At 65.0% G+C, this 23,092-nt stretch carries 26 protein-coding genes; 12 read left to right on the top strand and 14 right to left on the bottom strand.

Features of this window, described 5'->3' with window-relative positions; genetic code table 11:
• Positions 1 to 10 precede the first annotated feature (10 nt).
• The 4 genes from ACFVBH_RS08260 (at position 11) to ACFVBH_RS08245 (ending at position 2,713) form a co-directional block, all read left to right on the top strand.
• Complete coding sequence (locus ACFVBH_RS08260; RefSeq protein ID WP_379000869.1) at positions 11 to 508, top strand: SRPBCC family protein; 498 nt, start codon at positions 11 to 13, stop codon at positions 506 to 508.
• A 2-nt stretch (positions 509 to 510) separates the two neighbouring features.
• A complete protein-coding gene (locus ACFVBH_RS08255) occupies positions 511 to 1,095 on the top strand; it encodes a TetR/AcrR family transcriptional regulator (RefSeq protein ID WP_354987106.1) in 585 nt (194 codons plus the stop codon).
• Between the two features lie 228 nt (positions 1,096 to 1,323).
• Positions 1,324 to 1,785 (top strand): hypothetical protein, encoded by a 462-nt coding sequence (locus ACFVBH_RS08250; RefSeq protein WP_354987107.1) that lies wholly within the window; start codon positions 1,324 to 1,326, stop codon positions 1,783 to 1,785.
• A 199-nt stretch (positions 1,786 to 1,984) separates the two neighbouring features.
• Positions 1,985 to 2,713: a hypothetical protein gene (locus tag ACFVBH_RS08245; protein ID WP_354987108.1), complete on the top strand. Its 729-nt coding sequence runs from the start codon at positions 1,985 to 1,987 to the stop codon at positions 2,711 to 2,713.
• A 24-nt stretch (positions 2,714 to 2,737) separates the two neighbouring features.
• Here the strand turns inward: ACFVBH_RS08245 and ACFVBH_RS08240 are convergent, their stop codons facing one another.
• Positions 2,738 to 4,984 (bottom strand): MMPL family transporter, encoded by a 2,247-nt coding sequence (locus ACFVBH_RS08240; protein WP_354987109.1) that lies wholly within the window; start codon positions 4,982 to 4,984, stop codon positions 2,738 to 2,740.
• 174 nt (positions 4,985 to 5,158) lie between these two features.
• Here ACFVBH_RS08240 and ACFVBH_RS08235 point away from each other — a divergent pair, with 174 nt between their 5' ends.
• Entirely contained in the window at positions 5,159 to 5,656 is a 498-nt protein-coding gene (locus ACFVBH_RS08235; protein ID WP_379000867.1) for a hypothetical protein, read from the top strand.
• A 31-nt stretch (positions 5,657 to 5,687) separates the two neighbouring features.
• On the opposite strand, the gene ACFVBH_RS08230 is transcribed toward ACFVBH_RS08235, so the two are convergent.
• Entirely contained in the window at positions 5,688 to 6,272 is a 585-nt protein-coding gene (locus tag ACFVBH_RS08230) for an MspA family porin (protein WP_379000866.1), read from the bottom strand.
• A gap of 744 nt (positions 6,273 to 7,016) precedes the next feature.
• On the opposite strand from ACFVBH_RS08230, the gene ACFVBH_RS08225 reads away from it, so the two are divergent.
• Positions 7,017 to 7,676, top strand: coding sequence for a TetR/AcrR family transcriptional regulator (locus tag ACFVBH_RS08225; RefSeq protein ID WP_379000865.1), 660 nt, complete (start codon positions 7,017 to 7,019; stop codon positions 7,674 to 7,676).
• A 325-nt stretch (positions 7,677 to 8,001) separates the two neighbouring features.
• Positions 8,002 to 8,217: a hypothetical protein gene (locus tag ACFVBH_RS08220; protein WP_379000864.1), complete on the top strand. Its 216-nt coding sequence runs from the start codon at positions 8,002 to 8,004 to the stop codon at positions 8,215 to 8,217.
• Positions 8,218 to 8,328: 111 nt separating this feature from the next.
• Here ACFVBH_RS08220 and ACFVBH_RS08215 read toward each other — a convergent pair whose 3' ends face one another.
• The 9 genes from ACFVBH_RS08215 to ACFVBH_RS08175 form a co-directional block, all read right to left on the bottom strand.
• Complete coding sequence (locus ACFVBH_RS08215; RefSeq protein WP_379000863.1) at positions 8,329 to 8,928, bottom strand: alkaline shock response membrane anchor protein AmaP; 600 nt, start codon at positions 8,926 to 8,928, stop codon at positions 8,329 to 8,331.
• Positions 8,929 to 8,942: 14 nt separating this feature from the next.
• A complete protein-coding gene (locus ACFVBH_RS08210) occupies positions 8,943 to 9,395 on the bottom strand; it encodes a DUF6286 domain-containing protein (protein WP_379000862.1) in 453 nt (150 codons plus the stop codon).
• 65 nt (positions 9,396 to 9,460) lie between these two features.
• Positions 9,461 to 9,589 (bottom strand): hypothetical protein, encoded by a 129-nt coding sequence (locus ACFVBH_RS08205; RefSeq protein ID WP_379000860.1) that lies wholly within the window; start codon positions 9,587 to 9,589, stop codon positions 9,461 to 9,463.
• A 194-nt stretch (positions 9,590 to 9,783) separates the two neighbouring features.
• A complete protein-coding gene (locus ACFVBH_RS08200) occupies positions 9,784 to 9,972 on the bottom strand; it encodes a hypothetical protein (RefSeq protein WP_379000858.1) in 189 nt (62 codons plus the stop codon).
• Position 9,973: 1 nt separating this feature from the next.
• Positions 9,974 to 10,474 carry an Asp23/Gls24 family envelope stress response protein gene (locus ACFVBH_RS08195; protein WP_379001652.1) on the bottom strand — a complete coding sequence of 167 codons (501 nt, stop codon included), beginning with the start codon at positions 10,472 to 10,474 and terminating at the stop codon, positions 9,974 to 9,976.
• 100 nt (positions 10,475 to 10,574) lie between these two features.
• Positions 10,575 to 10,892, bottom strand: coding sequence for a hypothetical protein (locus tag ACFVBH_RS08190; RefSeq protein ID WP_379000856.1), 318 nt, complete (start codon positions 10,890 to 10,892; stop codon positions 10,575 to 10,577).
• On the bottom strand, positions 10,889 to 11,233 hold the full coding sequence (locus ACFVBH_RS08185) for an Asp23/Gls24 family envelope stress response protein (protein WP_379000854.1): 345 nt from the start codon (positions 11,231 to 11,233) through the stop codon (positions 10,889 to 10,891). The genes ACFVBH_RS08190 and ACFVBH_RS08185 overlap by 4 nt, the downstream gene beginning before the upstream one ends.
• Positions 11,234 to 11,256: 23 nt before the next feature.
• Positions 11,257 to 11,856 carry an Asp23/Gls24 family envelope stress response protein gene (locus ACFVBH_RS08180; protein WP_379000852.1) on the bottom strand — a complete coding sequence of 200 codons (600 nt, stop codon included), beginning with the start codon at positions 11,854 to 11,856 and terminating at the stop codon, positions 11,257 to 11,259.
• Positions 11,847 to 12,410, bottom strand: a complete 564-nt coding sequence (locus ACFVBH_RS08175) for an RNA polymerase sigma factor (protein ID WP_379000850.1) — start codon at positions 12,408 to 12,410, stop codon at positions 11,847 to 11,849. The genes ACFVBH_RS08180 and ACFVBH_RS08175 overlap by 10 nt, the downstream gene beginning before the upstream one ends.
• A 678-nt stretch (positions 12,411 to 13,088) precedes the next feature.
• On the opposite strand from ACFVBH_RS08175, the gene ACFVBH_RS08170 reads away from it, so the two are divergent.
• Together ACFVBH_RS08170 and ACFVBH_RS08165 are read left to right on the top strand one after the other, a co-directional pair.
• Complete coding sequence (locus tag ACFVBH_RS08170; protein WP_379000848.1) at positions 13,089 to 13,904, top strand: alpha/beta hydrolase; 816 nt, start codon at positions 13,089 to 13,091, stop codon at positions 13,902 to 13,904.
• Complete coding sequence (locus tag ACFVBH_RS08165; RefSeq protein ID WP_379000846.1) at positions 13,901 to 15,331, top strand: serine hydrolase domain-containing protein; 1,431 nt, start codon at positions 13,901 to 13,903, stop codon at positions 15,329 to 15,331. Before ACFVBH_RS08170 ends, ACFVBH_RS08165 begins: the two co-directional genes overlap by 4 nt.
• A 150-nt stretch (positions 15,332 to 15,481) precedes the next feature.
• Here ACFVBH_RS08165 and ACFVBH_RS08160 read toward each other — a convergent pair whose 3' ends face one another.
• Both ACFVBH_RS08160 and ACFVBH_RS08155 read right to left on the bottom strand, forming a co-directional pair.
• Entirely contained in the window at positions 15,482 to 17,050 is a 1,569-nt protein-coding gene (locus tag ACFVBH_RS08160; protein WP_379000844.1) for a glucose-6-phosphate dehydrogenase, read from the bottom strand.
• A 251-nt stretch (positions 17,051 to 17,301) separates the two neighbouring features.
• Positions 17,302 to 18,663, bottom strand: coding sequence for a DUF1254 domain-containing protein (locus ACFVBH_RS08155; protein WP_379000842.1), 1,362 nt, complete (start codon positions 18,661 to 18,663; stop codon positions 17,302 to 17,304).
• A 420-nt stretch (positions 18,664 to 19,083) separates the two neighbouring features.
• Here ACFVBH_RS08155 and ACFVBH_RS08150 point away from each other — a divergent pair, with 420 nt between their 5' ends.
• Positions 19,084 to 20,487: a lipase family protein gene (locus ACFVBH_RS08150; RefSeq protein WP_379000839.1), complete on the top strand. Its 1,404-nt coding sequence runs from the start codon at positions 19,084 to 19,086 to the stop codon at positions 20,485 to 20,487.
• A gap of 24 nt (positions 20,488 to 20,511) precedes the next feature.
• Here ACFVBH_RS08150 and ACFVBH_RS08145 read toward each other — a convergent pair whose 3' ends face one another.
• Entirely contained in the window at positions 20,512 to 21,789 is a 1,278-nt protein-coding gene (locus tag ACFVBH_RS08145) for a hypothetical protein (RefSeq protein WP_379000837.1), read from the bottom strand.
• A gap of 312 nt (positions 21,790 to 22,101) precedes the next feature.
• Here ACFVBH_RS08145 and ACFVBH_RS08140 point away from each other — a divergent pair, with 312 nt between their 5' ends.
• Together ACFVBH_RS08140 and ACFVBH_RS08135 are read left to right on the top strand one after the other, a co-directional pair.
• A complete protein-coding gene (locus ACFVBH_RS08140; RefSeq protein ID WP_379000835.1) occupies positions 22,102 to 22,233 on the top strand; it encodes a hypothetical protein in 132 nt (43 codons plus the stop codon).
• 282 nt (positions 22,234 to 22,515) lie between these two features.
• Positions 22,516 to 23,040 carry a hypothetical protein gene (locus ACFVBH_RS08135; protein WP_379000833.1) on the top strand — a complete coding sequence of 175 codons (525 nt, stop codon included), beginning with the start codon at positions 22,516 to 22,518 and terminating at the stop codon, positions 23,038 to 23,040.
• Positions 23,041 to 23,092: the final 52 nt, after the last annotated feature.

Genomic DNA, 23,092 nt, shown 5'->3' with positions numbered 1-23,092 from the left:
AGGCCGCAGCGTGCGCTACCGCGATCAACCGACCGTCGAAGTCTCCGAACGCGTCGCCTGTACGCCCGCCCGGGCCTGGGAGCTGCTCACCGACATCACGCTGTCGTCCCGGGTGTCCGAGGAACTGGCCACCGTGGAATGGCTCGGCGATGCGGACGCGGTGGCGCTGGGCGCGCGTTTTCGCGGTACGAACCGGCACGATGCCCTGGGCGCGTGGAGCACCGAGTGCGAGGTGATCGAGCTGGAGCCCGAACGGCGCTGGGTGTGGGCGGTGCACGGCCCCGAAGGCGTCAGCGCCACCTGGGGTTTCGAGGTGGACCCGGCCAATTCCGGTGTGATCGTGCGGCAGTGGGGCCGCATGGGCCCGGGTCCGTCCGGTCTGAACGTGGCCATCACCGCCATGCCGGACAAGGAGGCCCGGATCGTCGCCAATCGCCTGACCGAGTGGGAGCGCAACATGCGCGCCAACCTGGCGGCCGTGAAGGCGGCGGCGGAGGCGCGGGGGTAGTCATGGCCGAACGCGGCGCCACCAAACGCAGAATGCTGATCGGCGGTGTGGAACTGCTGCGCGAACGCGGCTCCGCCGGAGTCACGATCGACGCCGTCCTGTCCCGCACCGGCGCGCCCCGCGGGTCGGTCTACCACCACTTCCCGGGCGGCCGCCGCCAGCTCCTGAGCGAGAGTCTGGGCCTGTCGGGTGACGCGATCACCGCCCTGATCGAGTCGTCCGCGGCTGCCGGTCCCGGCGAGGCGTTGCGGGTGCTCCTGGAGTTCTGGCGAAAACTGCTCCGGGACAGCGACTTCCAAGCGGTCTGTCCCGCGGTGGCGGTGGCGGTCGGCGGCACCGAGGACGACCGCGCCCTGCACCCCGAGGTGGCCGCGATCCTGACCCGCTGGCGCACCGCCCTGGCCGCCTCGCTCCTGGCCGCCGGCGTCCCCGCCGCGCGAGCCGAAACCCTTGCGACCCTGACCCTCTCCGCTGTGGAGGGTGCGATAGTCCTGTCCCGGGTGGATCGCTCCCTGCGGCCCCTCGAACAGGTGGCCGCCGAACTGGAACCCCTGCTGCTCGCCGCGGTCCCGCACTCGGACCGGTGACGGCCACCCGAACTCGCCACGCTTTCCGGGTGTTAGATCGGGATTCGAATGCCCATGAATGTGATGTCTGTCCGATCGAAAGCCATTTTGGTAGAGCATGATTCGACATTCGTGCTTGTTGGCGCGCTTTCCCGAGTCTCGCTAGGCTGGTGTCGGTTGCCGGTCGGTATTTCGCAGCGAGGCAACACTCTTCATCCAGTACATCTCGATATTCGATGGGACGGTTCGATGAATTCAAGCACGCGCTCGGCCCTGTCACTGATAGCCGCTGTCGCCGGCGTCGCACTTACCGCCGCGGGTGCGCCCGCGGCGTCCGCCGCCCCGAACGACCCGGGGGCCGCGGTATGCACGATGAGTTACCCCGTTCCGGTGGAACCCTTCCAGACCCCGGCGTCCAGCGAGGTTTTCGCGACTTCCGGCAATGGTTCCGTCGACCTGAAGCTGCACACCGATGCGGGGACCGATTTCGCCTACGACCAGCAGTTCTCCGTCAACTGGGCGAACCTCGACACCGGCAGGAGCGGGGTGGCGAACACCTCCGCCCAGGTGAAAGGCCCCGACAACACGCTGACCATCTCCGGCGTGGAGACCAAGCCCGGCCGAATTCTGCTGAACCTGAACGTCTTCAATCACGGTGAGGGGCAGAACTACACCAACGGCGAATGCAGCGCCGAATACCAGGTGAGCTGAATCCTCGCCGGTCGCCGTTTCGGTCGTAGCGATCCGCGATATTCCATTCGACCCGATGCGCCCGCGCACGATCCCGCGATTCGATCGGCCGCGCCGAGAATCGAGGGTGTGCGCGGCGCGCGGGGCGGGGGCCGGAGTCGTATGCTTCGGCTCTGCCCGCGGGGCGAAGAATTGCGGTGCGATGGAAGGAGTTCGGCCGGTGTCCGGAGGTTTGAGCACACTGACCGAGGATGCGAACGCGCGCTCGGCTCGGCTCGCCGCTGAAGCGGTATTCCGTCCCGTCTCGATCACCCCGCGGTCCCTGCCGGTGCGGCTGGTCGCGCGGGCGGATCCGCGCGACGCGGCTACCTCGACGCTGTCCACGGTGCGTCGGTGGCGGACCCCGCTCCTGCGAAGCCAGTGGGTAACCGTTGTGCCGGAATACGTTTCGGTCGATCCGGAGGTCTACGCCGACCTCGGCGCACCGGGGCGCGACGCACTGCTGGCGGTGGAGCTGTCCCGCGCGGAGCTGGGTTCCCGGTACCTCGAGGACTATCCGTCGCGGACCGCGACGTGGGATCGCTGGTTCGAACGCGCCGCCACCGGCCGCCCCGCGCTCGCGTTCTTCGCGGTGCTGGCCGGGGCGGCGCTGTGCATCCTCTTCGCGCCCGCCTCGTTCTCCGTGGTGGGGCTGCCCGGGTTCGTGCTGCTGGTCGCCGGGTACTGGGCGATGTCGGCGAGCGAGTCGCGTCGCGAGTACTTCCAGGCCGACGCGAACGCGGCCCGGTGGGTGGGTGGTGACGCGGTGCGCACGATGCTGCTGGCCCTGCACGCGGGCGAGCGGCCGCGGTCGCGGGCCGCGGCCGTCCATCGCCGGTGGTGGGGATTTCGCCCCACCGCCGCGCACCGGCTCGAATTGCTGGGCAGGAGTGTTCTTTCCGGCCGGTGAGGCCGTGACTCCCGGGTGGTTCGCTCAGCGATTCGATCCCGAGGCCGGTACGGTCCGGTCGGCATCGGCGGGCCGCGCCGCGTCCGGGTCGGAAGCGGCGCGCAGGTTCTCGCCCTCCACATCGATGCGCGGCAGGATCCGTTCGAGCCAGGCCGGCATCCACCACGCCTTGTCGCCGAGCAGCGCCATGGTGGTGGGCATGATGATCATGCGAACCAGGAAGGCGTCGAAGACGATGGCGACGGCCATCGACAGTCCCATCAGCTTCAGGAACGTCTCGGCCGAGAGCGTGAACCCGGCGAACACGGAGATCATGATCAGCGCGGCGGCCGTGATCACGCGTGCGCCGGCGCTGTATCCGGTGCGGATGGCGTCGATCGGGGTCGCGCCGTGGTGGTATTCCTCGCGCATGCGGCTCACCAGGAACACCTGGTAGTCCATGGCGAGCCCGAAGACGATGCCGATGAGGAAGATCGGCATGAACACCAGGATCGGCCCCCGGTCCTCGGGTTTGATCCAGCCCAGCCAGCCGTCCTGGAAGATCCCGACCGTGACGCCGAAGGTCGCCGCGATCGACAGCAGGAATCCGAGCGAGGCGATGAGCGGGATGATCACGGACCGGAAGACGATCATCAACAGGATGAACGCCAGGCCGACGACCACGAGTACGTACAGCGGCAGCTTGTCGGTGAGGGTCGAGGCGAAATCCGCGTTGATCGCGGCGGCGCCGCCGATCCCGACAAAGGTCCCGGTCGACTGCCCCACGTCCTTCGCCGCGGAACGCAGATCTTCCAGCAGCGCTTTGGTTTCCGGCGTCGACGGACCGCTCTGCGGGACGACGATGAACTGGGCCGCGTCCTGCGCGGCGTTCGGAATCGGGCCAACGACGCCGCGATCGGCGATGTGCCCGAGGGTGGGGATGCGCTCACCGATGAGCTGGGTGGCCCGGGTCGCGTCGGCCGGGTTGTCCGCGCTCACCACGACGACCAGGGGTGAGGATTTGCCCGCGCCGAACGCGTCGCGCTCGATCTTGACCGCGGCCTTGTCCGACTGCGGCGTGATGTCCAGGCCGAGTTGGAGGCCGGTGATCGGCACCGCCGCCAGGGCGAGTGCCGCCACAGCGGCGATCAGGTAGGGGAGCGGCCGTTTGGTCAGTTCCACGCCCACGCGGTGCCCGACCGTGTGATCCGTGCTCTTCTCCGGTGTCCACAGCAGCGGGATTCGCGGTTTGAACACCGCCGACTTGAACAGCCCGAGCAGGGCGGGCAGGACGGTGAGCGCGACCAGCACCGCCAGCACCACCGTGATCGCGGCGCCCAGACCCATCTGGGTCAGGAAGGACATGCCCGTCAAGCCCAGCGCGACCAGGGCGATCACGACGGTGGTGCCGGCGAAGACGACGGCCGAGCCCGCGGTGCCGACCGCGACGCCGGCCGCGTGCGCTCGATCGGAGGTCCCGGTCGTCTCCTGGCGGTATCGCGAGATCACGAACAGCGAGTAGTCGATTCCCACGGCGAGCCCGATCATCGTGGCCAGGCCGGTCGTCGATGTGCCGAGCGTCAGGAACGAGGTGCCGATCGAGATGATCGCGGTCGACAGGGCGATGCCGATCATCGCGGAGCCCAGCGGCATGGCCGCGGCGAGCAGGGACGCGAACGTGATGATCATGACCACGATCGCGACGCAGATGCCGATCAACTCGGCGGGCGGCTCGGCGATGGGTTCGTTGGCGGCGCCGGCACTCTCGACGGTCAGGCCCGCGGCGCGGCCGATCTCCTTCGCCGCGGCCACGGTGTCGATCGATTCCTGGGTGACACCGCTGTCCGCGCCGTGCCGGACGGCGTCGAGGTCGAGTTTGATCAATGCCACGGTGCCGTCGGGGCTCAGGCCCGTGGCGGCCGCCTCACCGGTGGTCGGGTCGACGATCGCGGCGCGGGCCTGCGGGGTGAGCTGCGGTACCTCCCGCAGCTTCGCGACCATCTGCTCGATTGCGGCGTGATTGCCGCCGTCGTCCAGGCGCGCACCGTCGCTCGACCGAACGACGACGGTGGCCGGCTGCGCGGTCTCCTTCGCGGCGTCGGGGAACTTCTTCAGCAGCTCTTCCTGCGCGGCGACCGCCCGGCTGTTCGGCAGCTCGAAATTGTCCTCGAACGGCTTCGACACCGCCGAGCTCACGATGCTCAGGGTGATCGCGGCGAGGATCCAGACGGCGAGAACCGCCCACCATCGCCGATAGGAGAACTTTCCCAGCCGATACAGCAGCGACGCCATCCGGTTCCTCCTGAGCACTGTCTCGCATTGCTGCGAGTGGTTAGCGGAAGTCAGTAGAAGAGCCTTCGGGTGACCCTACCCTTGGGTTCGCTGAATGTTCGCTGATGGGTGAGTCGGCTGTAGTCCGCGGCTGACCGTTGACATATGCAGGTAAATGCCTGCATTATTTGGCAGATGTTGGACACCACGGTGTTGCGCACCGCCTATGACCTGCTCCTGGAAGCCGCCTCCACCGCGGCAGAAGCGCCGCACCTCCGCACGCCCCCGCCGGGCGAATGGGATGCCGGCCGGATCCTGGCCCACGTCTGCCTCGTCACCGCGGGCACCATCGCGACGGTGGCGACCGTGGCGTCGGGGGAACACGCCACCTACGACAATCGACATGCCCTCGACGCCTGGAGCATCGACCGCGTGGTCGACAGGGCGGGCGGCCTCTCTGGCCTACGCGATCGTCTGCGCTCCCAGGCCGAAATCCTGTGTGCCTTCGGCGGATCCGCCCTGTCGGCCCCCGAGCTCGACACCCCTGTCCCGTTGCTCGGCCTCTCTGCGGGCGCTCTGCTCGCTGACACGGTCGTGCCGTTGCGCGGTTTGTTCGGAGGCTTGTCCGACGTCGAAATCCCCACGCACACAAGCCAATTGCTGGCTCTGATACCCGACCGAACGGCCGTGTGACGGCGTCGGCGGCGCCCGGCCGCGGGTATCGCTACATCCAGGTGCTGTCGCCGTAGACGACCGCGCTGGCCAGCCGCCCGGTGGTTTTGGAGACAACGGCCGTGTACTGGCGCAAGGTCGCGGGCCCCGCGCAGGCATTGACCACGATGTGGAAGTCGTCGATCTGCATTTCCGCCACCTGCCCCGGCTCCATATCGATCTCGGCGATCTTGATGGTCTCCACCGTGCCCGGAACCAGGGTCAATTCCGCGACGGGACCGAAGTTCGTCGGGTTTGCGTCGCCACCCGGGCTGATCGCGTAGATGTCCGGCTCCGCGCCGAAGGAATCGCCGGTGAACGCGACCGCACACCCCACGTGGTAGCCGATCCGCAGCTTCGCCGGGGAATCGGTGTCGTTGCGGCCGTAGGCGACGCTGCCGACGAACACCTCGCGGGTGGTGCCGACCATGTTCAGCGGTGCGACCCGGGTGATGCGCTCCTCCCGGTTGCCGACCATGAGCGCACCGAGCGTCTTCTCGTGCGGGGCCATGCCGATGGTCTCCGCGCCGGCGGGGGAGACGGTGAGCGCCGCGGCGGCTCCCACTACGAGTACGGCCTTCACGAGAGTCGTTGTCATGCTTGGCAGGTTAATAGCAGGGAGCTATGTTGCCCGGCAGCGACATCGACTCCGAAGCGGGCGGCCGGCTCTCGCGGCGGGATCTGTGGCTACTTCTCGCTGAACCGGCATGAACGACGCCGTCCTCGACCCTGCTGCCCCGATCGTTCCTCGTGTCGGTCCGTATCCGCGTGCGGGCTCGTGCGATTGGCGTCGCGCCGTACCCGGCCGCGGCTGGTCCGGCCCGTTCCGTTCTGTGGGTCGGGACACGAGTTTTCGACCACGAGCACAAATGCCCGGTCAGCAGCGGGCATTTGCGTTGTGGATTTGTACGTTCCCCCGGCGGGATTCGAACAGCATCCAAACGAGATGTGCCCGCGATGGTTTGGTTGTCTCCGCAGACGTTGAAGTCTCGTACCGTTGCCTATCTCGGAGGCCTTAGAATCGAATCCCGTCCGCAATGGTTCTGGTGGGCTGTGGTCGCCACAATCTCGACTGGCGTCAGATCATCTATTTCAGCTATGTCCGAACTGCTCGTCGGGCGTGCGCCCGATGTCCGTTTCGGGCAAGCGCTTGTTTGTCACTCCGGCGATGGGCAACCCTCTGAAGGGTGGTCGATCTGGGCAATATTTCGCGAGATTTCTCCCGTCTTCTGTGAGGCAGTTCCTTGGTGATGGCTCATTTCGCTTCGGGTTCCACTTTGGGAGGAGTTCAGCCGACGTCGAAGAGGTCGTGATCAGTGGGGGTGATCGCTAAGGTTGGGCAATGGACATTGTGTCTCGTGTGTCACCAGGGCCGCTGCCGCCAGGGCCGACCGGTTTGACTCGGGAGCAGGTGCTTGCCTCGCAGTGGGGGAGGTTGGGATGGTCGGCGTTGTATGTGGTCTCTGAGCAGGGTTATCAGGCGACGACGGTCAGCGATATCGTCAAGCGCGCGCAGGTATCTCGCCGCACTTTCTACCAGTTCTTCGCTGACAAGCAGGAGTGCTACGTCGCTGCGTTCGAGCTAACGGTCGAGGTGGTCGAGAATCTGTTGCGCACGGCGCTGGAGCCCTATCGTGGTCTGAATTGGAAAGTGCTGCTTCGTAAGTCGCTCGAGGAGTACCTTGCGATTCTGACTATCGAACCCGCGCTTGCGCGAGCTCTGCATGTGGAGGCGCTTGCGGCCGGACAGGCATTAGCGGTTCACCGAGGCCATATGAAGAAGGTCTTCGTGGACCGAATGACCGCAGTTCACGCCCTGGGGGTGACTCAGGGCGAGCTGGGTGAGCTGCCGATCGAGGGGATGCTTGATCTACTCATCGGTGGAATCGACGATCGGATCCGCGACTGTCTCAATGACGCCGGCCCGAGCGGGCTCGGCGAATTGGCGGCCGTGTTCTACGAGACCTCGGTCGCTGTGCTCGGGTCGAAGGGGCTGAACTGAGGTCGATGCGCGGGAGTGCGTCGAGCGGATCCTGAGCCGTACGGGCAGCGTGGCTGCCGGTCCTGCGGGACTCGGATACTTGCCTGCCCGAGATGGGAACGGTACTGTACCAATCTTGAGGTGTTAGGTACGTCATGTTCTACATCTATGGTCATGTAGGACACGGCGTGCGATCGAATAGCTCGACGGCAACTGGCCGCGAGCCATGAGGGTCGTTATTTGTCCGCATGAATCAGGCGCCCGAGCCGCACTCCAGAGTTGTGCCAATACTGAACCTCGACCCCGGGCCTGCATTGTTTGTAATATCTGATCGGAAGCCGCAGCCATGGCGAAAGAAACCTCATGCCGTGTCGATCCAGATGTGCATATTTCAGTTCAATTCCATGGCATTCAACTGGACTTCGCCGCGCGCCTGTCAGCTGCGCTGGTGCTCATTCAAGAGTCACTGGCACGCCACTACTTCGACCACGTGGTGATCGTGGGCGGTAGCACTGTTGGCCTCCCACGGCTACCGAATGAGCGTCTCTACATCGCTGGATAGTTCTCTGAGATCGACCACGCCGAATTCCTCTCGACGACGTGGCCTCGATCTCGGAGCTCGCCAAACCCGGGTCCGCCGACGCCCTCAAAACCATCCGGCGAACTGGATCGATCAAGACTTGCTCGCTGCGGACACTCGGTCGACTCGAGCGGGCTCTCGATCCTCAGCGAAGTCGACCTCCAGCGATACTGGGATGACCTTCACTTGGAGTGCTTCGCGCAATCGGGCTATTGCATGACCAAGTATTCGGCGGCGCACATCGACGATGTCGGCATGCGTCTCGATGGTCACGACCAGATACAGCTCCGGGGCGCTGTGGGCTCCTGTCAACCACGCCGAGGCGGACCGCACTCCGCCGTAACTCTCGATGTCCCGGACCACCGGTGCCGCAGCGACCGAAGACTCGAGTGCGGTCTTACCCGCAGACTCCACACCGTCGATGCGCCACGTGCACGACCTCGGTGTTCGGAAGAGCTGAGCCAGCAACCACCACACGCACAGCGTCGTGATCAACACGCAGCCCGCTACCGCAGTCCACATCACCCACAAGGGTGGCGGCTCGACACCCGGGACGATGGTCGCATCCGGGCGCAACCAGCCCAGTCTCCCGTAATGCGCGGCCACAGCGAGTGCTCCTGCACCGATTCCGAGCACGCCGAGCACGCCCGATGTACTGCGATTCAGTATCGCGGGTCGATTGATTCGACTCATCGCGGCTCTCCTGTCTAGAACCCGCGTACGCCGGCATGCACCGTGCGTACACGTCGTGGACCGATCTCTCGTACGCGGCGGGCCACCGCCTGATTGATCGCCTCCGGAAGGCCCGTGGTGTCGCGTCGAGTGGTCCGGGCGGACACGTAAACCTTTCGTCTTCCCAATCGAATTCGCGCGGAATCGATCCCGTCGACCCGGGTCGCGGTGCTGCGCAGCGCGGTACGAAGGCCGCTGCGGCGCACCCCCGCGACCATGCCGTCCTCGGTATCGAGGGGCATGACCACCGCCCTCCCCGGCCACAGCGCCAGTCCGAACACGATGAGACCGAGCGCCACGGCACTCGAACCGGCGACCAGCACCGACCAGTCGCTCCAGGTTGTCGCATGCAGGCGGCGTGCCAGCGCATCGTAAGAGACCAGCTCGCGCCGACCGAGCAGCCGCTGAATCAGCGATACGGCCGACACGGTGGACAGTGCTCCCAGTAGCAGGGCGAGAACCGTAGCCGACATCGTTCTGCGTGGCCTTCGGATCATCGAATGCTCTTTCCTGCCGCCGTTTCGGCGCGCAGCTCGGTCACCTCGATATCGATCGTGGTGACCGCCTGTCCGGTCAGCGCCGCGGTGCGGTGCGCGAGTAGGGCGCGACAGGCTTCGGTCACCGCACCTACCGGTGCTGGATACAGAATCGTCATCCGTACACGCAGTGTGGTCCGATCGGCGGAAACTACGGCCTCGACCTGAACATTCGGGCCGATATGCTCGACTTCCCTCGCGATTCGGGCGGCGATTCGGCTAATTGCCCGGGGCGCGACCGTCGTACGTCCCCGGGACTTCTCGGTGGTGAGGGCGAGCGTCATCGACGACCCCGCTGCTGCGCAGCCTGGAGCAAGCCTTTCAGGTCAATTTCACCATCGAGCCAGCGACCGACTGCCACGCTGAGCACGGCGAACAACAGAACGATGGCGAATGCGCCGAACCCGCCGAAGGCGGCCGCGAAGCCGAATGCGATGCCGACCGAGAGACAGATCGACGTTGCGCTCATTCTAGTGCACCCGGCTGATCGGGGCGGGTTCGTCGTCACCGGCAATGTAGACGTCGTTGACGTTGATATTCACTTCCACGACGATCAGGCCTGTCATCTGCTCGATTGCACTGATCACGTTGCGGCGCACCGCCCGTGCGACCTCGGCGATGGCGACACCGTATTCGACCACGATCTCGAGATCGACCGCGGCCTGTGTCTCGCCCACCTCGACCGAAACACCTTGGCCGATACTCGCCGACGCACCGGGGATGCGGTCACGAAGAGCACTGAAGGCCCTTGCGGCGCCGCCACCGAGCGCGTGAACTCCCGGAACTTCCCGGGCCGCAAGTCCGGCGACTTTCTGGACCACGATGTCCGCGATAGTGGTCGTGCCCTGTTCGCTGGCGAGCCTGCTGTTGATCTTGTCGACGCTGGCGCCGACCCGTGACACCGGGGGATCGATACGGGCGGGTACTTCGCTGTCGGCGCGCTTTTCGGTTGCGGTCGTTGTCGTGGTCATGATGGGACTCCCGTCTTGTACTGAGCTAGAGCAGATTTCGGGAACTTCTTCTTGGATGGACCCCAACGACGGGCAGACGTCACGCACAGCAGAATGTGAGCTAGGTAACGTCCGAATCGGACAGGGCGACGGCGTCGAGGTCGGTGACCACCAAGCGGATTGCTGCGTCGCTGTACTCCGATTGCGCCAATGCGGTGCGAATCGCGGTGGCCGCGGCAGCCATCGGAGGTCCCAAGGGCAGCCGGGTGGCCACGACTCGGATTTCGATTCTGTCGGCCGCTACATCGATCGCGTAACCGGCTGTGCCCCAAAGCCACCAGCTCGGAGCCTCCACGCCGAGGAGCGCGGCGGGACGCAGGCCCTCGATGGCCGCCACAGCCGCCAGCACAGTCGTTATGACATCGTTGGAGCGGGTCATCGCCAACCCGGTTCGATATCGAGAATGAGGACTGTGATCTCGTCTACTCGCTGACCGGTCTGCTCACGGACGAGCCGCCCGACTCGCTGCTGGACGGCCTGGCCGGTCACGGCGGCAGCGGGTTCGGCCGAGATCGCCACATCCACGTGCACGCTCAGCGCGCCGAGAGAGTTCCGGCGTACGCGAACCCCGTCCGAGCGTGCGAGGGCGGCGTTGGTCGGCCTGCTTGCTCGCAGAACGGACGAGACCAGCCCTCGCGCACCGGGTTCCAGTCGCAGGACGCCGGGGGTTGTACGTGCGGCGTGCGCGGCGACTGCGGCGACGACCGCGAGCTCTACCACTATCTCTGGAAACTCCTCGCCCGTCATCGCCCGCTTTCGTTCTCGTGATATATGTCGGCGACCGTAATGGTCAGGCTCGCCAGCTCCAGGCCGAGCTGCGCGTCTAGTGCCGAGCTCACCCGCGCGCGCACCAGAGGCGTTGCCTCGGCGGTGGTGGTCCGCCCGATACCGATGGCAACGTAGAGCTCGATGGTCAATAGATTCGCGCTGTCGGCCGGATTGCGGGTGGCGCGGATCCGACAGCCTCGAGCACGCACTCCCGGTACAGAATCCGCGACGTAGCGAACAACGGCGGCGACTGCCTGGGTGCTGATTTCGACCCCTCCGGGCTGCGCGGAAGGCAGCGGCAGGGTTCGCGTTCGCCGGGCCTCGGCACGTACCGCGGACATGATGCGTCTCGACAGATCGGGTGGAGCCGGATCCGGCTCTTCGGTCAGGGCTTTCGTCGCCGCCCGCAATTTGAGCAGGCTCTCACCCGCCACAACGCAATGGGGACAACCAGTGTCGTGCTCGTCTCCCGAACCGTTCATGATGAGGTCGAGCCGTTCCCAGACCAGGTCGAGATCGCGCCCGCAGGGCAGTCGATGGCCCTGATCGTGTCCTGTGGTGCTGTTCACTGCCATGGTTTCATCACTTCCGACAAGTAGGCGCGCGCTCGTGCAATCCGACCACGCACCGCTGTCGTGTTCACTTCGACGATGTCGCCGATTTCTTCGTAGGAGAGCCCGTGTACTTCACGAAGCAGCCAGCAGGCGCGTTGCTCGGGTGTGAGTAGTTGCAGCGCGGAATTCAACGCTGCGAGTTGGGTTCTCACCTGCACCGCGTGCTCAGGGTGGGTGCATCGGGGTGATTGGGCGATCTCTGAGTCGATCTCGATAGTGGGCTTGCGTGCTCGGATCGCGTTCAGACAGTGATTGGTCGTCATGCGGTACAGCCATGCGACGAACGCGGAATCGTTGTGTAGCTGCGGCAGTCGCCGCCAGGCGCAGAGGAAGACATCCTGTACTACGTCCTCGGCATCGGCGCGGTTGTTCAGCATCCTGAGGGCCAGCCGATACATTGCCCCTTGGTAGCGCAGGACCAAGGTTTCGAACGAACGTAGATCGCCGTCACGCGCTCTGTACACCAGCGTCACATCGTCGGGTCCGGTTTCGGCGGCCGGTCCTGTCGCGGTCACAACACTCAACCTCCTAGTGGCTTCAACCGCTTCGACACCGCGATCGTTGAAGTCGTCACGATCGCGGCCGAGTGGTGTACGTCTCATCGATACGAATCAGTGCAACGGTTCTGGTTCGCATCCGCAGTCCGGCATTGCCCCCGATGGGGGCTCGGCCCGGGTGGTTGCCAAGTGCGCGAGCTGGCGCTCGGCGCTATGAGTTCGCATCGGAAATCCTGCGTACGCCAGCAACGGAGGAGCGGAAGCGGCTGTCCAACAGTGCATTTCACACTCGTAGATTCCAATTCGCGAGGTTGTGAACCGCGGCGTACAAGCAGGGCCTCGCGCACCTGACACTCGGTCTCGAACTGGTACCCGCTGCAAATTTGCCGGTTGTGTTGGAAGTCACCATCAGGCTATCGTCCCTATCTGAAACCAGATAGTCCCAGTTTTCATCTGCCGGATGCAGCCCGGTCAGAGACACAGGAGACCTCAATGACGAGGCGTAGGACCTTCCGGCCGGGGATCTTTGCAATTGCCCTGGCTGCCACAGCCGTCAGCCTGCCGGCGGCCCCGACTCCAGCGCATGCCGACGAAATAGCTTCTGAGACAACTGCGCAGAGTGCCTTCGACAGCATCGGGCCACATCCGGTGGCGACTCCGACGGTGACCAACCCGTGTCAGGAATCTGTGGCCGGGATGGTCGCACACCTCACCGTTCATCTTTTCGGCAATCGTGACGACGCCCGATGCACTCAGGCGTTTCCCTATGGGCTGCAGTCTCCAATCGGTGTAAACACTTACTACCCGGCCGATATCGAGAACATGGACGACGCACCGGTGATCGTGTTCGTGGGCGGGATCCTGTCGAACCCGGGCAACTACGACACGCTTGCGCGGCAGTGGACCAGCCATGGTTTCGTGGTGGTGGTCGCCTACGACTTCTTCAATTCGACCGCGGATATGCCCGCGCTCGGGTTGGCGGTCGCACTGATCCAGAGCCGCGACCCGAGTTCCCCGCTGTTCGGCAAGATCGACTTTGGGCGGACGGTCCTCGCCGGGCATTCCGGCGGGGGCCAAGCCACCCTGCAGGCCGCGGCGCTCTTCCCACCGCTCGCCGGAATGGTCGATCCCCGGCTGCGGATCATCGGCGCCCTGGCCATCGAGCCCGGTCCGCTGGCGGTCGGGGCGCTGGTCGGCGTGCCCACCCTCTACCTCACCGGCTACAACGACTTCGTCGTCCCCGACTTCGCCTGGGTGCGATGGTGGCAGTACAACATGAGCTTCAACGCTCCCGCCTGGATCGCGAATGCCCGTGGCGTGAGCCACTTCTCGCCGGTCGACGGGCCGGGCGCGTACGCGTCCTCCGGCACCGCCATGGCCTGGCTCGAGTACATCGCCTTCGTCGACGACACCGCGCGGCAGTACTTCGTCGGGCCGGATTGGAAGCTCGAGACTGACAAGACCTACTACAGCGTCGACCGTAACGCGCTCGCCGACGCGCTCACCCGATGATCGTTTTCGCCTCGCTCGCAAGGAGATTCATCATGCCTGACCGTCGAGTTCATTGGTTCACCGGACTCGCAGCAGCGGTGATCACCACGCTCCCGCTCATCGCACCGATCGCTGCGGCCGAACCTGGAGTTCGCAACTGCGCCGAACCAATGCAGGGTCAGCCGCTACCGCGTACGAATCCCGAAGACGTCGAGATGGACTCGGCCGCTTTGACAGCCGCGCTGGACTTCGCCACGCGCGCCGGCGGTGTGGCCGTGCAGATCTACCGCCACGGGTGTCTGGTCGGTGATCGCACACCCACTGGAAACCTGCCGATACCGCTGGCCAGCGCCACGAAGGGGGTCACTTCGACGATCGTGGGCCGGGCGGTGACCATGGGGTACTTCGGTGTGGACGATCCGCTGTCGAAGTTCTTCCCGCAGGCCGATTCCGCCCATGCGAATCTGACCGTTCGGCAAGTACTCACGCAGACCACCGGGCTGCACTTCAGCTGGCCTGCTGACATAGCCGGGCTCTACACCGACTCGGTGAGCCAGACGTTGGCCGCACCCGCCGACTACCCGCCCGATAGCACCTTTCAGTACGCGCAGAACGTCCTCGCCCTGCTGCCCAAGATCATCGAACTCACCACCGGCAGCGATTTTCAAGAGTTCGCGCAACGAGAAGTGTTTCAGCCCTTGGGTATCGCTCGCGGCAACTGGGTCTGGTTGCGCGACCGAAGTGCCAACACCGCCGTCAACGGCGGGCTCGCCATGCGGCCCGATGATCTCGCGCGCCTGGGCAGACTCATGCTGCAACAGGGCCGCTGGGACGACCGGCAGCTCATCGACCCCGAGTATCTTCAGCAAGCCACCACCGGCACCGGCGCGAACCCTGGCTACGGCTTCCTGACCTGGCTCAATGCCGGCGATACCTACAAAGGTGTCGAAGTGCCCACCGCGGTGCAGTTCAACCGGCCACAGTTCCCCGGCTCACCCCGCGATCTCTATTCGTTCGAAGGCGCACTCGGGCAGTTCTTGACCGTTGTCCCCAGTCGCGACCTGGTCATCGTCCGCATGGGCATTCCGTTGCGCATCGACCTGAGCAACCCCGTCGGAATGCTCACCGGGAGCGGTAATCCCGACAACAAGGAGCTCTACCAACGCATCACCGCCGCGGTCACCGACATCCCGGCCGAGCCGTACGTCGATCCGTACACGCTCGAGAATCCTCCGCTACCCATCGACTCTCTCGACGATATAGGCAGACTGATCGATCCGATCACCGCGGCGAGCGTGCTGTTGGGAGTCGGCCCCTACGCATCGACGGCCTGCAACATTCTGTGGTGCAACGGCAAAATCGTTCCCATCGACGTGTTCCGGCTGATTCTCGATGTCGGCGGCCAGGTGGCAGGCGCCCTGCTGGCGCTGGGCAACACGCCACGGTGATTCCGCTCTCGGTGGTTCGGCACGAGCCCCGGGCGCGGCAGCATCCGCAGCGGGACCAGCTGCCGAGCTGAGCCCCTCGATTGGAGCGAACGTGCACCGCCGCAGCGCGCTTCAGCGATGCGGCGGGCACCCGCCGAATGAGCGCACGAGTTACGTCGGGGTTGGGAATGCCCGACCCGAGTAACTTGGGCTCGGCAGCCACGGACGCTGCCAGCTGTGGTGACCGTGCGCTAGTCGCGCTGTCCCAGGTGGCCCCCATGACCCCTTCGGATAGAGCGTCGGGGCCGGGGGAGAATCGAACACCGGCTGGAGGATTCGCCAGCTCTCTTCCACTAGTTCTGCGCGCGGGAACAGCCAGGTCTTGCCGCTCAGCGCATCGCGCAGCATTCGCTCGTCGGGGTCGGCGGGCTCGCCGGGCTCGGCCGCGAACGGCAAGTCCACATGAACAGGTCGCGCGGTCGCGTCAGTTGCGCGTCGCGATGCCAGTTGAAGTCGTAGGCCGGGGTCCGGGTCCAGGCGCATGATCAATTGGTTGGCCTCGACATGCGGTATCGGGCGCAGGAATGCGAGTGGTGGTGGCCGGCGGAAGATGACGCGTACTTCGGTTGTGTGGGCGAACAGTGCCTTACCTGCCCGGACCAACCAGGGCACGCCCGACCAGCGTGGTGTGTCCACCTGCAGGCGCAACGCCGCAAAGGTCTCGGTCGTCGAGTTCTCGCGCACACCGAGCACCTTCCGGTAGCCGAGGTATTGTCCGGCCACCATGTGGGCGGAGTCGACATCTGCGGTCGCCCGCGCGGCTTCGGCCATTGCCGACCAGAGTTCGTGCGGTCCCCGGTCGGCCGGTTCTTCCATTGCCAGGAATGCCAAGACTTGCAGGAGCCGGGTTTGCACCATGTCACGGAGCGCCCCGACCGAGTCGTAGTGCGCGTCACCGCTCTCCACGCGTGAGTTCTCGGCCATGGTGATCTGTACGGCGGCGATGTGATCGCTATTCCAGACCGGTCCGAACATCGCGTGGTCGAAGCGCAGGCAGGCGAGGTCGAGGACCGACTGTCCGTTCAGAAAGCGGTCGACTCGCAGGAGCTGGTCGGGGCCGAGCTCGCGGCGCAGTTCCGCGTCTATGGATCGGGCCGCGGTGGCGTCGCGCCCGAACGATTTCTCGATCAGTACCGAGGCACCCCGAATGAGTTCGGCCTGCCGCAGCCGTGCGATCACCGTAGCGAACAGAGTGGGAGCCGTCGCGAGGTAGAACAATGGGGCACAAGCGTTCCCGAGCAATGTGGCGAGTTCGCGGTAGGTAGCAGGATTGGTGAAATCGCCGCGCAGATAGGTCATTCGCCGCGCGAGCCGATCGAGTACCTCCGGTTCCACGTTGTCCCCGGCGGCGGTGAGTGCGGAGCGAACGGCGGCGATAAGCCGATAGTGTGACCAATCCTCTGGCGCTATGCCGATGACCGGGCACACAAGCCGTCCGGCGCCTTCCAGCTTGTACAAGGCGCGGAAGGTACGCGCTGCCAACAGGTCTCCGGTTACCCCGAAGATCACCAGTGCATCGTGTGCTGCCGCACCGGGGCGGTCTGTGATCTTTCTGGCGGACAGCTCACCCGGGGAAGCTGGTTCCGGGGATGGCGTGTTGTCGGGCAGCCCGAGCTCACCCCAAGCCGGAGTATGGCTTGGGCGTTGGATGTTGCAGGCGGTGGGAATGGGGTCGCCCATCGAGAACCTCACTGTCTTGATAACTGCGGGCGGCAGAGGCCGAACGGCCACTGCTCGAACTCGCCATCCGGCGGAAGGGGTGAATAGCGGCCTCAAACCGCTCTGCTGCCGGTCCGTTGCGCTCGAACTCGCACGGCAGCACATCGAAAACATTTGTGGCACTTGAGATGTAGGGTGTAATTTCCTGCGCACCGCACGTCCGGCTATACAGTCGATCCGCGATGTCGGCGTAGGTCGGTCCTATGGCTCGGTCACACAACCCGGTTCCGGTTGTCGATGCGTTCGGCATCGCGCAATGACCATCGCTTGCTGAGCACATCCGGCCCGACGCCGTAGAACCGGAACATCAACTCGAAGCCCGCGGAATTGCCCGTCTCGATGAAGTTCGCTTCGTGACCGGGCAGCGCCTGCGGACCGAAGTAGACATCGACCGTGCCGTCGTCGTTGATAGTCAGCCCGGGTGTCTGGGACGATACCGAATACTTGGTGTTGCCGCGGATGAATCCATGGGTCTCGGCGTCGTACATCGTGACCGACCAGTACTGCGACACTGGCACGCCGGCCGGTACCGGCATGCGATAGGTTTCGGCCGAGTTGAAGCGCGAGCCGTCCTTGTCCCGCAGGTTGACGAGATAGAACTGTCCTACCCCCAGGTGTTTGAGGCCGATGAAGGCCATGTGGTAAACCACGCCGCGACTGGTGTACGGGTACAGCTGATCGTGCGCGTCGAATCCGTCGCGCTGGGCTTCGATGAAGTCCTGGCTTGCCGGAAAGAACCATTGGCTGTCAGCGAAGAATGGTTCAAAACTCTCCTGGTACGTTGCGCGCACCCATTCGTGCGCCTCCGCGATTGCCTCTTCCAGAACGGCGATACGCTGCGGGGTCGGATCGAAGTCCTTCCCTTTCTCGATGCCGATGCCGGCGAGGATTTCCGCGAAGACGCGATCGCGAGCCAGCCACGGCTCGTCCTGGATGATGCGGTGGAGCAGCCGATAGAACCTGATGTCATACGGAATCGTGGTATCGACGAGTTCGTCGGCGAGGTCCCGTGCTCTGGTTTGTGGCGGATTGGTGGCCTGCGCGAGCGGATATACCCGGATCCGCCGGCACAGTTCCAGTCCCCGGTCCAGAGCCCGTTGGGTTCCTTCGCTGAGTACCGAGCGCAGCAGCGCGTAGCTGCGGTAGGTCTCCGAAGGTAGGGCGATGTAGCCGTCGGGAACCGCGGCATCCCACCCTGGCGGGAGGATTAGGTACTTCGCCCCCTTGCCCTGGTCGACGCCGAAGTGACCCACATCCGCCAGAGGTACCTGCCACAGATTGCAGAGGGTGCCGTTGAGAGCCTGATCCTCGCTCTCGGCGGGGATCTCCACCACGACTGGGCCATCGTGGGTGTCGAAGAATGCCATGTAGTAGATCAGATCGGGATTCGGCGTGAGGGTCTGGTTGCGCCAATCCAGCAAACGGGACCAGTACACGAATGTATTCGATTCGCCGCCCGCAAGCACTTCGCGCATCAATTCGAAGTTGACCGCGGGCATGGCCCACACGGCCGACTCCACCGCTCGTCGATGTACACCGCGGTCGAGCGTGTTCCGAGCTGAATCGGCATTCATCTGTGCTCCTCTATCGGTCCGCGTTGGTCACGTTGTCGATGTCGTTGCCGTGTCGATCCTCTGACGGTTAGTCGCAACGCCGGGCGGTGTCCGGCTTGCCCCGGCACCCGTCTCATTGCCGAGCGTTCGAGATCGGGCTGTGCGCGCAACCCGACGCTATTGGCTATGCGAAGTACTCGCCCTCGCCCGATGTAGGTGAAGTTCGGACTGTCATCGTGCTCGCCGAACATGGGGCGGATCTTTGCGGTGTCTTCAGTGGGTCGGGACTGCGCCTTCCTCTCGGTTGGTCGCGTGTTGTGTGACTGTATGAGTCTTTGTGCCAACTGTCTCGGACACTATTGCTAGACGTGAGTGTACAAGATACCGTCATCGGCAATGTGAACCAAAGTGGTCTCACTTGAATACAATTGGAGTTGATTCATGGCGCTGCGTGCGTCTGTCGTCGGCCGTTCGGCTGTGGCGGCCTTGGCGATCACCGCATCGGTTACGACGTTCTCTACCGCGATCGCGATGGGCGAGCCGGATGGAAGCGCTCCCGTCACCGTTCAGCCCGCGCCCCCGATCGCGGTACCCCCGGAACTAGATCCGGGGTTCTATAGCCCATCCTCCGGGGTGGTCGCGTCCAAGGCTCCGGGCGAGATCATCGCCGCTCGACAGGTCAATGTCGCGAACGCGGGACTGATTCCGCTCAATGTCGATGCCTGGCAGGTGTCGTACCGCTCCAACAACACCCGTGACGAGCCGATCGCCGCTGTGGCAACGGTGTTGAAGCCCCGCGGGTCCGCGCCGGACAAGCTGGTTTCGATGCAGATCGCCGAGGACTCCCTAGCGCGCTATTGCGCGCCGTCCTACGCGGTACAGCAGTGGTCGGCCTCGGCGCTGGTCGGGCAGATCGTGGTGCCACTGGAATTCCTGATCTCACAGGGAGCGCTCCAGCAAGGTTGGGGTGTAGTTATTCCGGACCACGGAGGCCCCGAGAGTGCTTTCGGTGCGGGCCCGCTGGCCGGGCGGATCACCCTCGACGGCATCCGGGCCGCTCGTGACTTCGAACCGATGCGCCTGGCGCCGGAGACTCGTATCGGGTTGTACGGCTATTCCGGTGGTGCCATCGCGACCGGCCATGCCGCAGAACTGAAGTCGAGCTACGCCCCTGAACTCAATATCGTCGGCGCGGCCGAGGGCGGCGTGCCCGCGGACTTCGGTCCGCTGCTCGATAACGGCAATGGTCAGGTCTGGGCCGGCATGATCATGGCCGCGGTCCTCGGATTGGGCCGGGAGTACACCGAATTCGGAGACCTGCTGGACCGCGATCTGGATCCGTTGGGCAGGGGCCTGGCGGCAATCAAGGGCGCACTGTGCGTGCAGTACAACACCGGGCTGTTCCCCTTCGCCAATTTGAAGGGCATGTTGCGGGTGCCCGAAGGTGATCCGATGCGCAATCCGGTTGTGCTCGACGTCCTGGAAAAGACGCGGATGGGCAAGTCCACACCGGATATGCCGATGTTCATCTGGCAGGCCAATCCCGATGAGCTGATACCGGTCGGGCCGGTCAACACCCTGGTCGATACCTATTGCCGCGACCCGAAAGCCCAGGTCCAATACACCCGTGAACACCTCGGCGAACACATCACCACCGAAGTCTCCGGTGTCGCGACCGCGCTGCTCTGGATGCGTGACCGCCTCGACGGCGTCCCAGCGAAGGCGGGATGCTCAACCGCCGACGCCGGCCTGATCGCACTGAACCCCGACGGCCTCGCCCTGCTCGCGAACATCTTCGGTGAAACCATCGCCTCGGCGTTCGGCAAGCAGATTGGGGTCCGGTAGCTCGCGCGGGATGATCGGTCTGGCCTATCTAGCCGGCCGCCCCGAGTCGAGGGCTCTCGGGCCGCGTACGCGCTGAAGCGCCAATGCGATTACTGTGGCGGCGGCGGTAACCAGAACGACGACCCATTCCGGCGCCCATAACCGCCGAGGTGGACTGTGAAACCAGACCCTAGATTCGGCGAGTCCAGCGCAATGCCGGTAGACCATCGCCGCGACGACCGAAGGGGCCACGAAAGCAATCAAGGCAATCGCGAGAGTAGCCGGGTTCTGGGGGATGATCACGGTGATGCAATAGCCGCCAATCGCCGTGACAGCAACCGCTATGGTCGCTGATTGGGCTTGATGTTCGATCTCGATGATTGTCGCCACGAGCACCAGCACAACGATGGCGGTCACTGCGACGCCGAGGCTTGGACGCCATCCACCGACTATTACGCCGAGCGCACCGGCTGTGACCATCAATGCGATCGTCCAGCCGGGCAACGGCGCAGACACGACCAACGCGGTCGTGGCAATGGCGAACGCCGTTGCCACCGCCAGCAAGACCCCATCGCGCCCCGGCAGGAGTAGTGCGGCCGCGCCGGTGGCGAGCATCGTCACTGTGATTCCGACCAGTATCAGGAGCAACCAATTGTCTTGCCTAGAAAGATAATCGGTACGGAACAAGGAGGACGAAACCAGAGTCAGCGCGGCGGCGATCGGACGCAGTGGAACCTCCCTGGTCGGTAATTCCACCACGCGGGGGTGCGTCCACGCGCACCAACCCACCATTCCCAAGGCGAGTGCGATCAACACAATCGGCGGCGGATCCAGCAGCAGCCACTCCGTCAGCGGCGGCTCATGTGCCGACCCGACGACAGAAAAACGGCTGGCGAGCAGGATCCCCGACAGCGCGCCGACCAGCAAGGCTCCCCGCGCCAACCGGAGCTGTCCAGCGAGTGTGGGCAACACGCCCAGCAATGTTCCGGCAATAACGGTGTTGTGAAAGTCGAGTGAATACATCTGCGGACCGATAACGCGCGAGAACAGCTGACCGCCCGCAAGCAGCGCTGTGCTCGCTCCCGCCATCAGCCAGGCCGTGCGCACGCTCATCGACTCGCATATCGCCGCCACCAACACAGCTGCCATCGCCGCGCACGCAGCTGTGCCCGGAACGCTGGCCAGCATCCATTGCCGACTGGGTGTCGATCGGTGTGCGGCCCAGTCTGCATCGATCGAGGTGGTCACCGCCATGCCCGCGACCACAGCGGCGACAAGAACTGCCGAAACCTCGGCCCATGTTTCCGCCGGATGACCCTTCACGGGCGGCCGCCGACTTCTCGAGCCGGTGGTCGCGGTGGGGGCTACACGGCTGTCCAACTGATCACCGCCATGGCTGATTCGCCGATGCTGCACATGATCGTTGGCCTTTCGTTCGCTGTAACCGCTGTTGGCCGGACGCGGGAAATGCGCGTCCGCGAAACCCGATGCTCGCAGCCTTTTAGGAGTGCACGGTTCACCTAGCCGGGGTGAACTATCGGTCGCGGCCTGGGGACAGGGTGTCGGAGTCGGCTGGTGGCGATGACGGCGGGGATTCGATGGGTGCCGTCCAGGACCATGATTTGCGGTCCGTACATGAGTAAGGCGAGCGTGAGCGCCGCGGTGCGAGCCATGGCCGCAGCGGCGTGGTCGGTGGCGGGATTCGAACTCGCGCTGGAACAGGTCCGGCCGGCTTCCTCTTGCCAATTGGGATACGAGGGATCATGAAGGGAGGGCCGTTTCGTTGCGAATTCGCGGGGGCGGCCCGAGGGGTCTATGGGGGTAGACGTCAGGTGCCGCGGCCAGGGAAGCGCGAGTGGAGGGTGCGCAACCGGCCGAGGTCTGCGAGTCGACGAGTCGATAGTTGGTTGATCATGGTTTCCCCTTCCGGAGTTGTTGGTGCGGTTGCTGTTTCGGCGAGTGCGCCGGCACCGGGGCGGAGACCGATTCGGGTGGTGCGAAGTGTTGTTTCTTGTTGCGGGGGAGGGCGGGGATTGCGATGGTGAGGATATGGGTGGAGTGGGGCGGCATTTCGACGAGCGGCGGCATCTGCTGGGGTTCACCGAGCGAATTCTGGTGGTGTGCGCGGGGTGTGGCGGACGGGCGGTGAGCTCGCGGTGGCCGGGGACCGAGGCGGCGGGGACGTGGGCCGCGCATGAACCGCGGCGGCTCGCGTGTGCGCGGTGCGCGGTGATGGGGGAGTGGGACAAGGAGCGGGACGGGACCCGGCATTGGGGGCGGATGTGGGGGAACGCGCCCGTGGATATGCATTTCGGGCGGCCGCTGTGGTTGCAGACGCGGTGCGCGGGGCGGGTGCTCTGGGCGCTCAACCTCGCGCATGTCGAGGAGTTGGGTGCCTTCGTCGGGGCGCGGCTGCGGGAGCACGGGGCCGGGGGTTCCACCACCGCGATGCTCGCGAGCCTGCCGGGGTGGATGAAGGCGGCGGGCAATCGTGACAGTGTCCTGAAGGGGCTCGAGCGGCTGCGGGCGCTGGCGGAGGTCACCGCGCCGGAAGGTCGGCCCAGCGTCGGCTGAGCAGGAAACCTCTCTTCGAATTCTTGTTGACACTGTTTCATCGGTATGTGAC

Source organism: Nocardia sp. NPDC057668 (assembly GCF_042799795.1).
In the GTDB taxonomy this organism is placed as follows: Bacteria; Actinomycetota; Actinomycetes; order Mycobacteriales; family Mycobacteriaceae; genus Nocardia.
The sequence above is the reverse complement of the archived record's forward strand: the minus strand, read 5'-3'. Positions and strand labels throughout refer to the sequence as shown.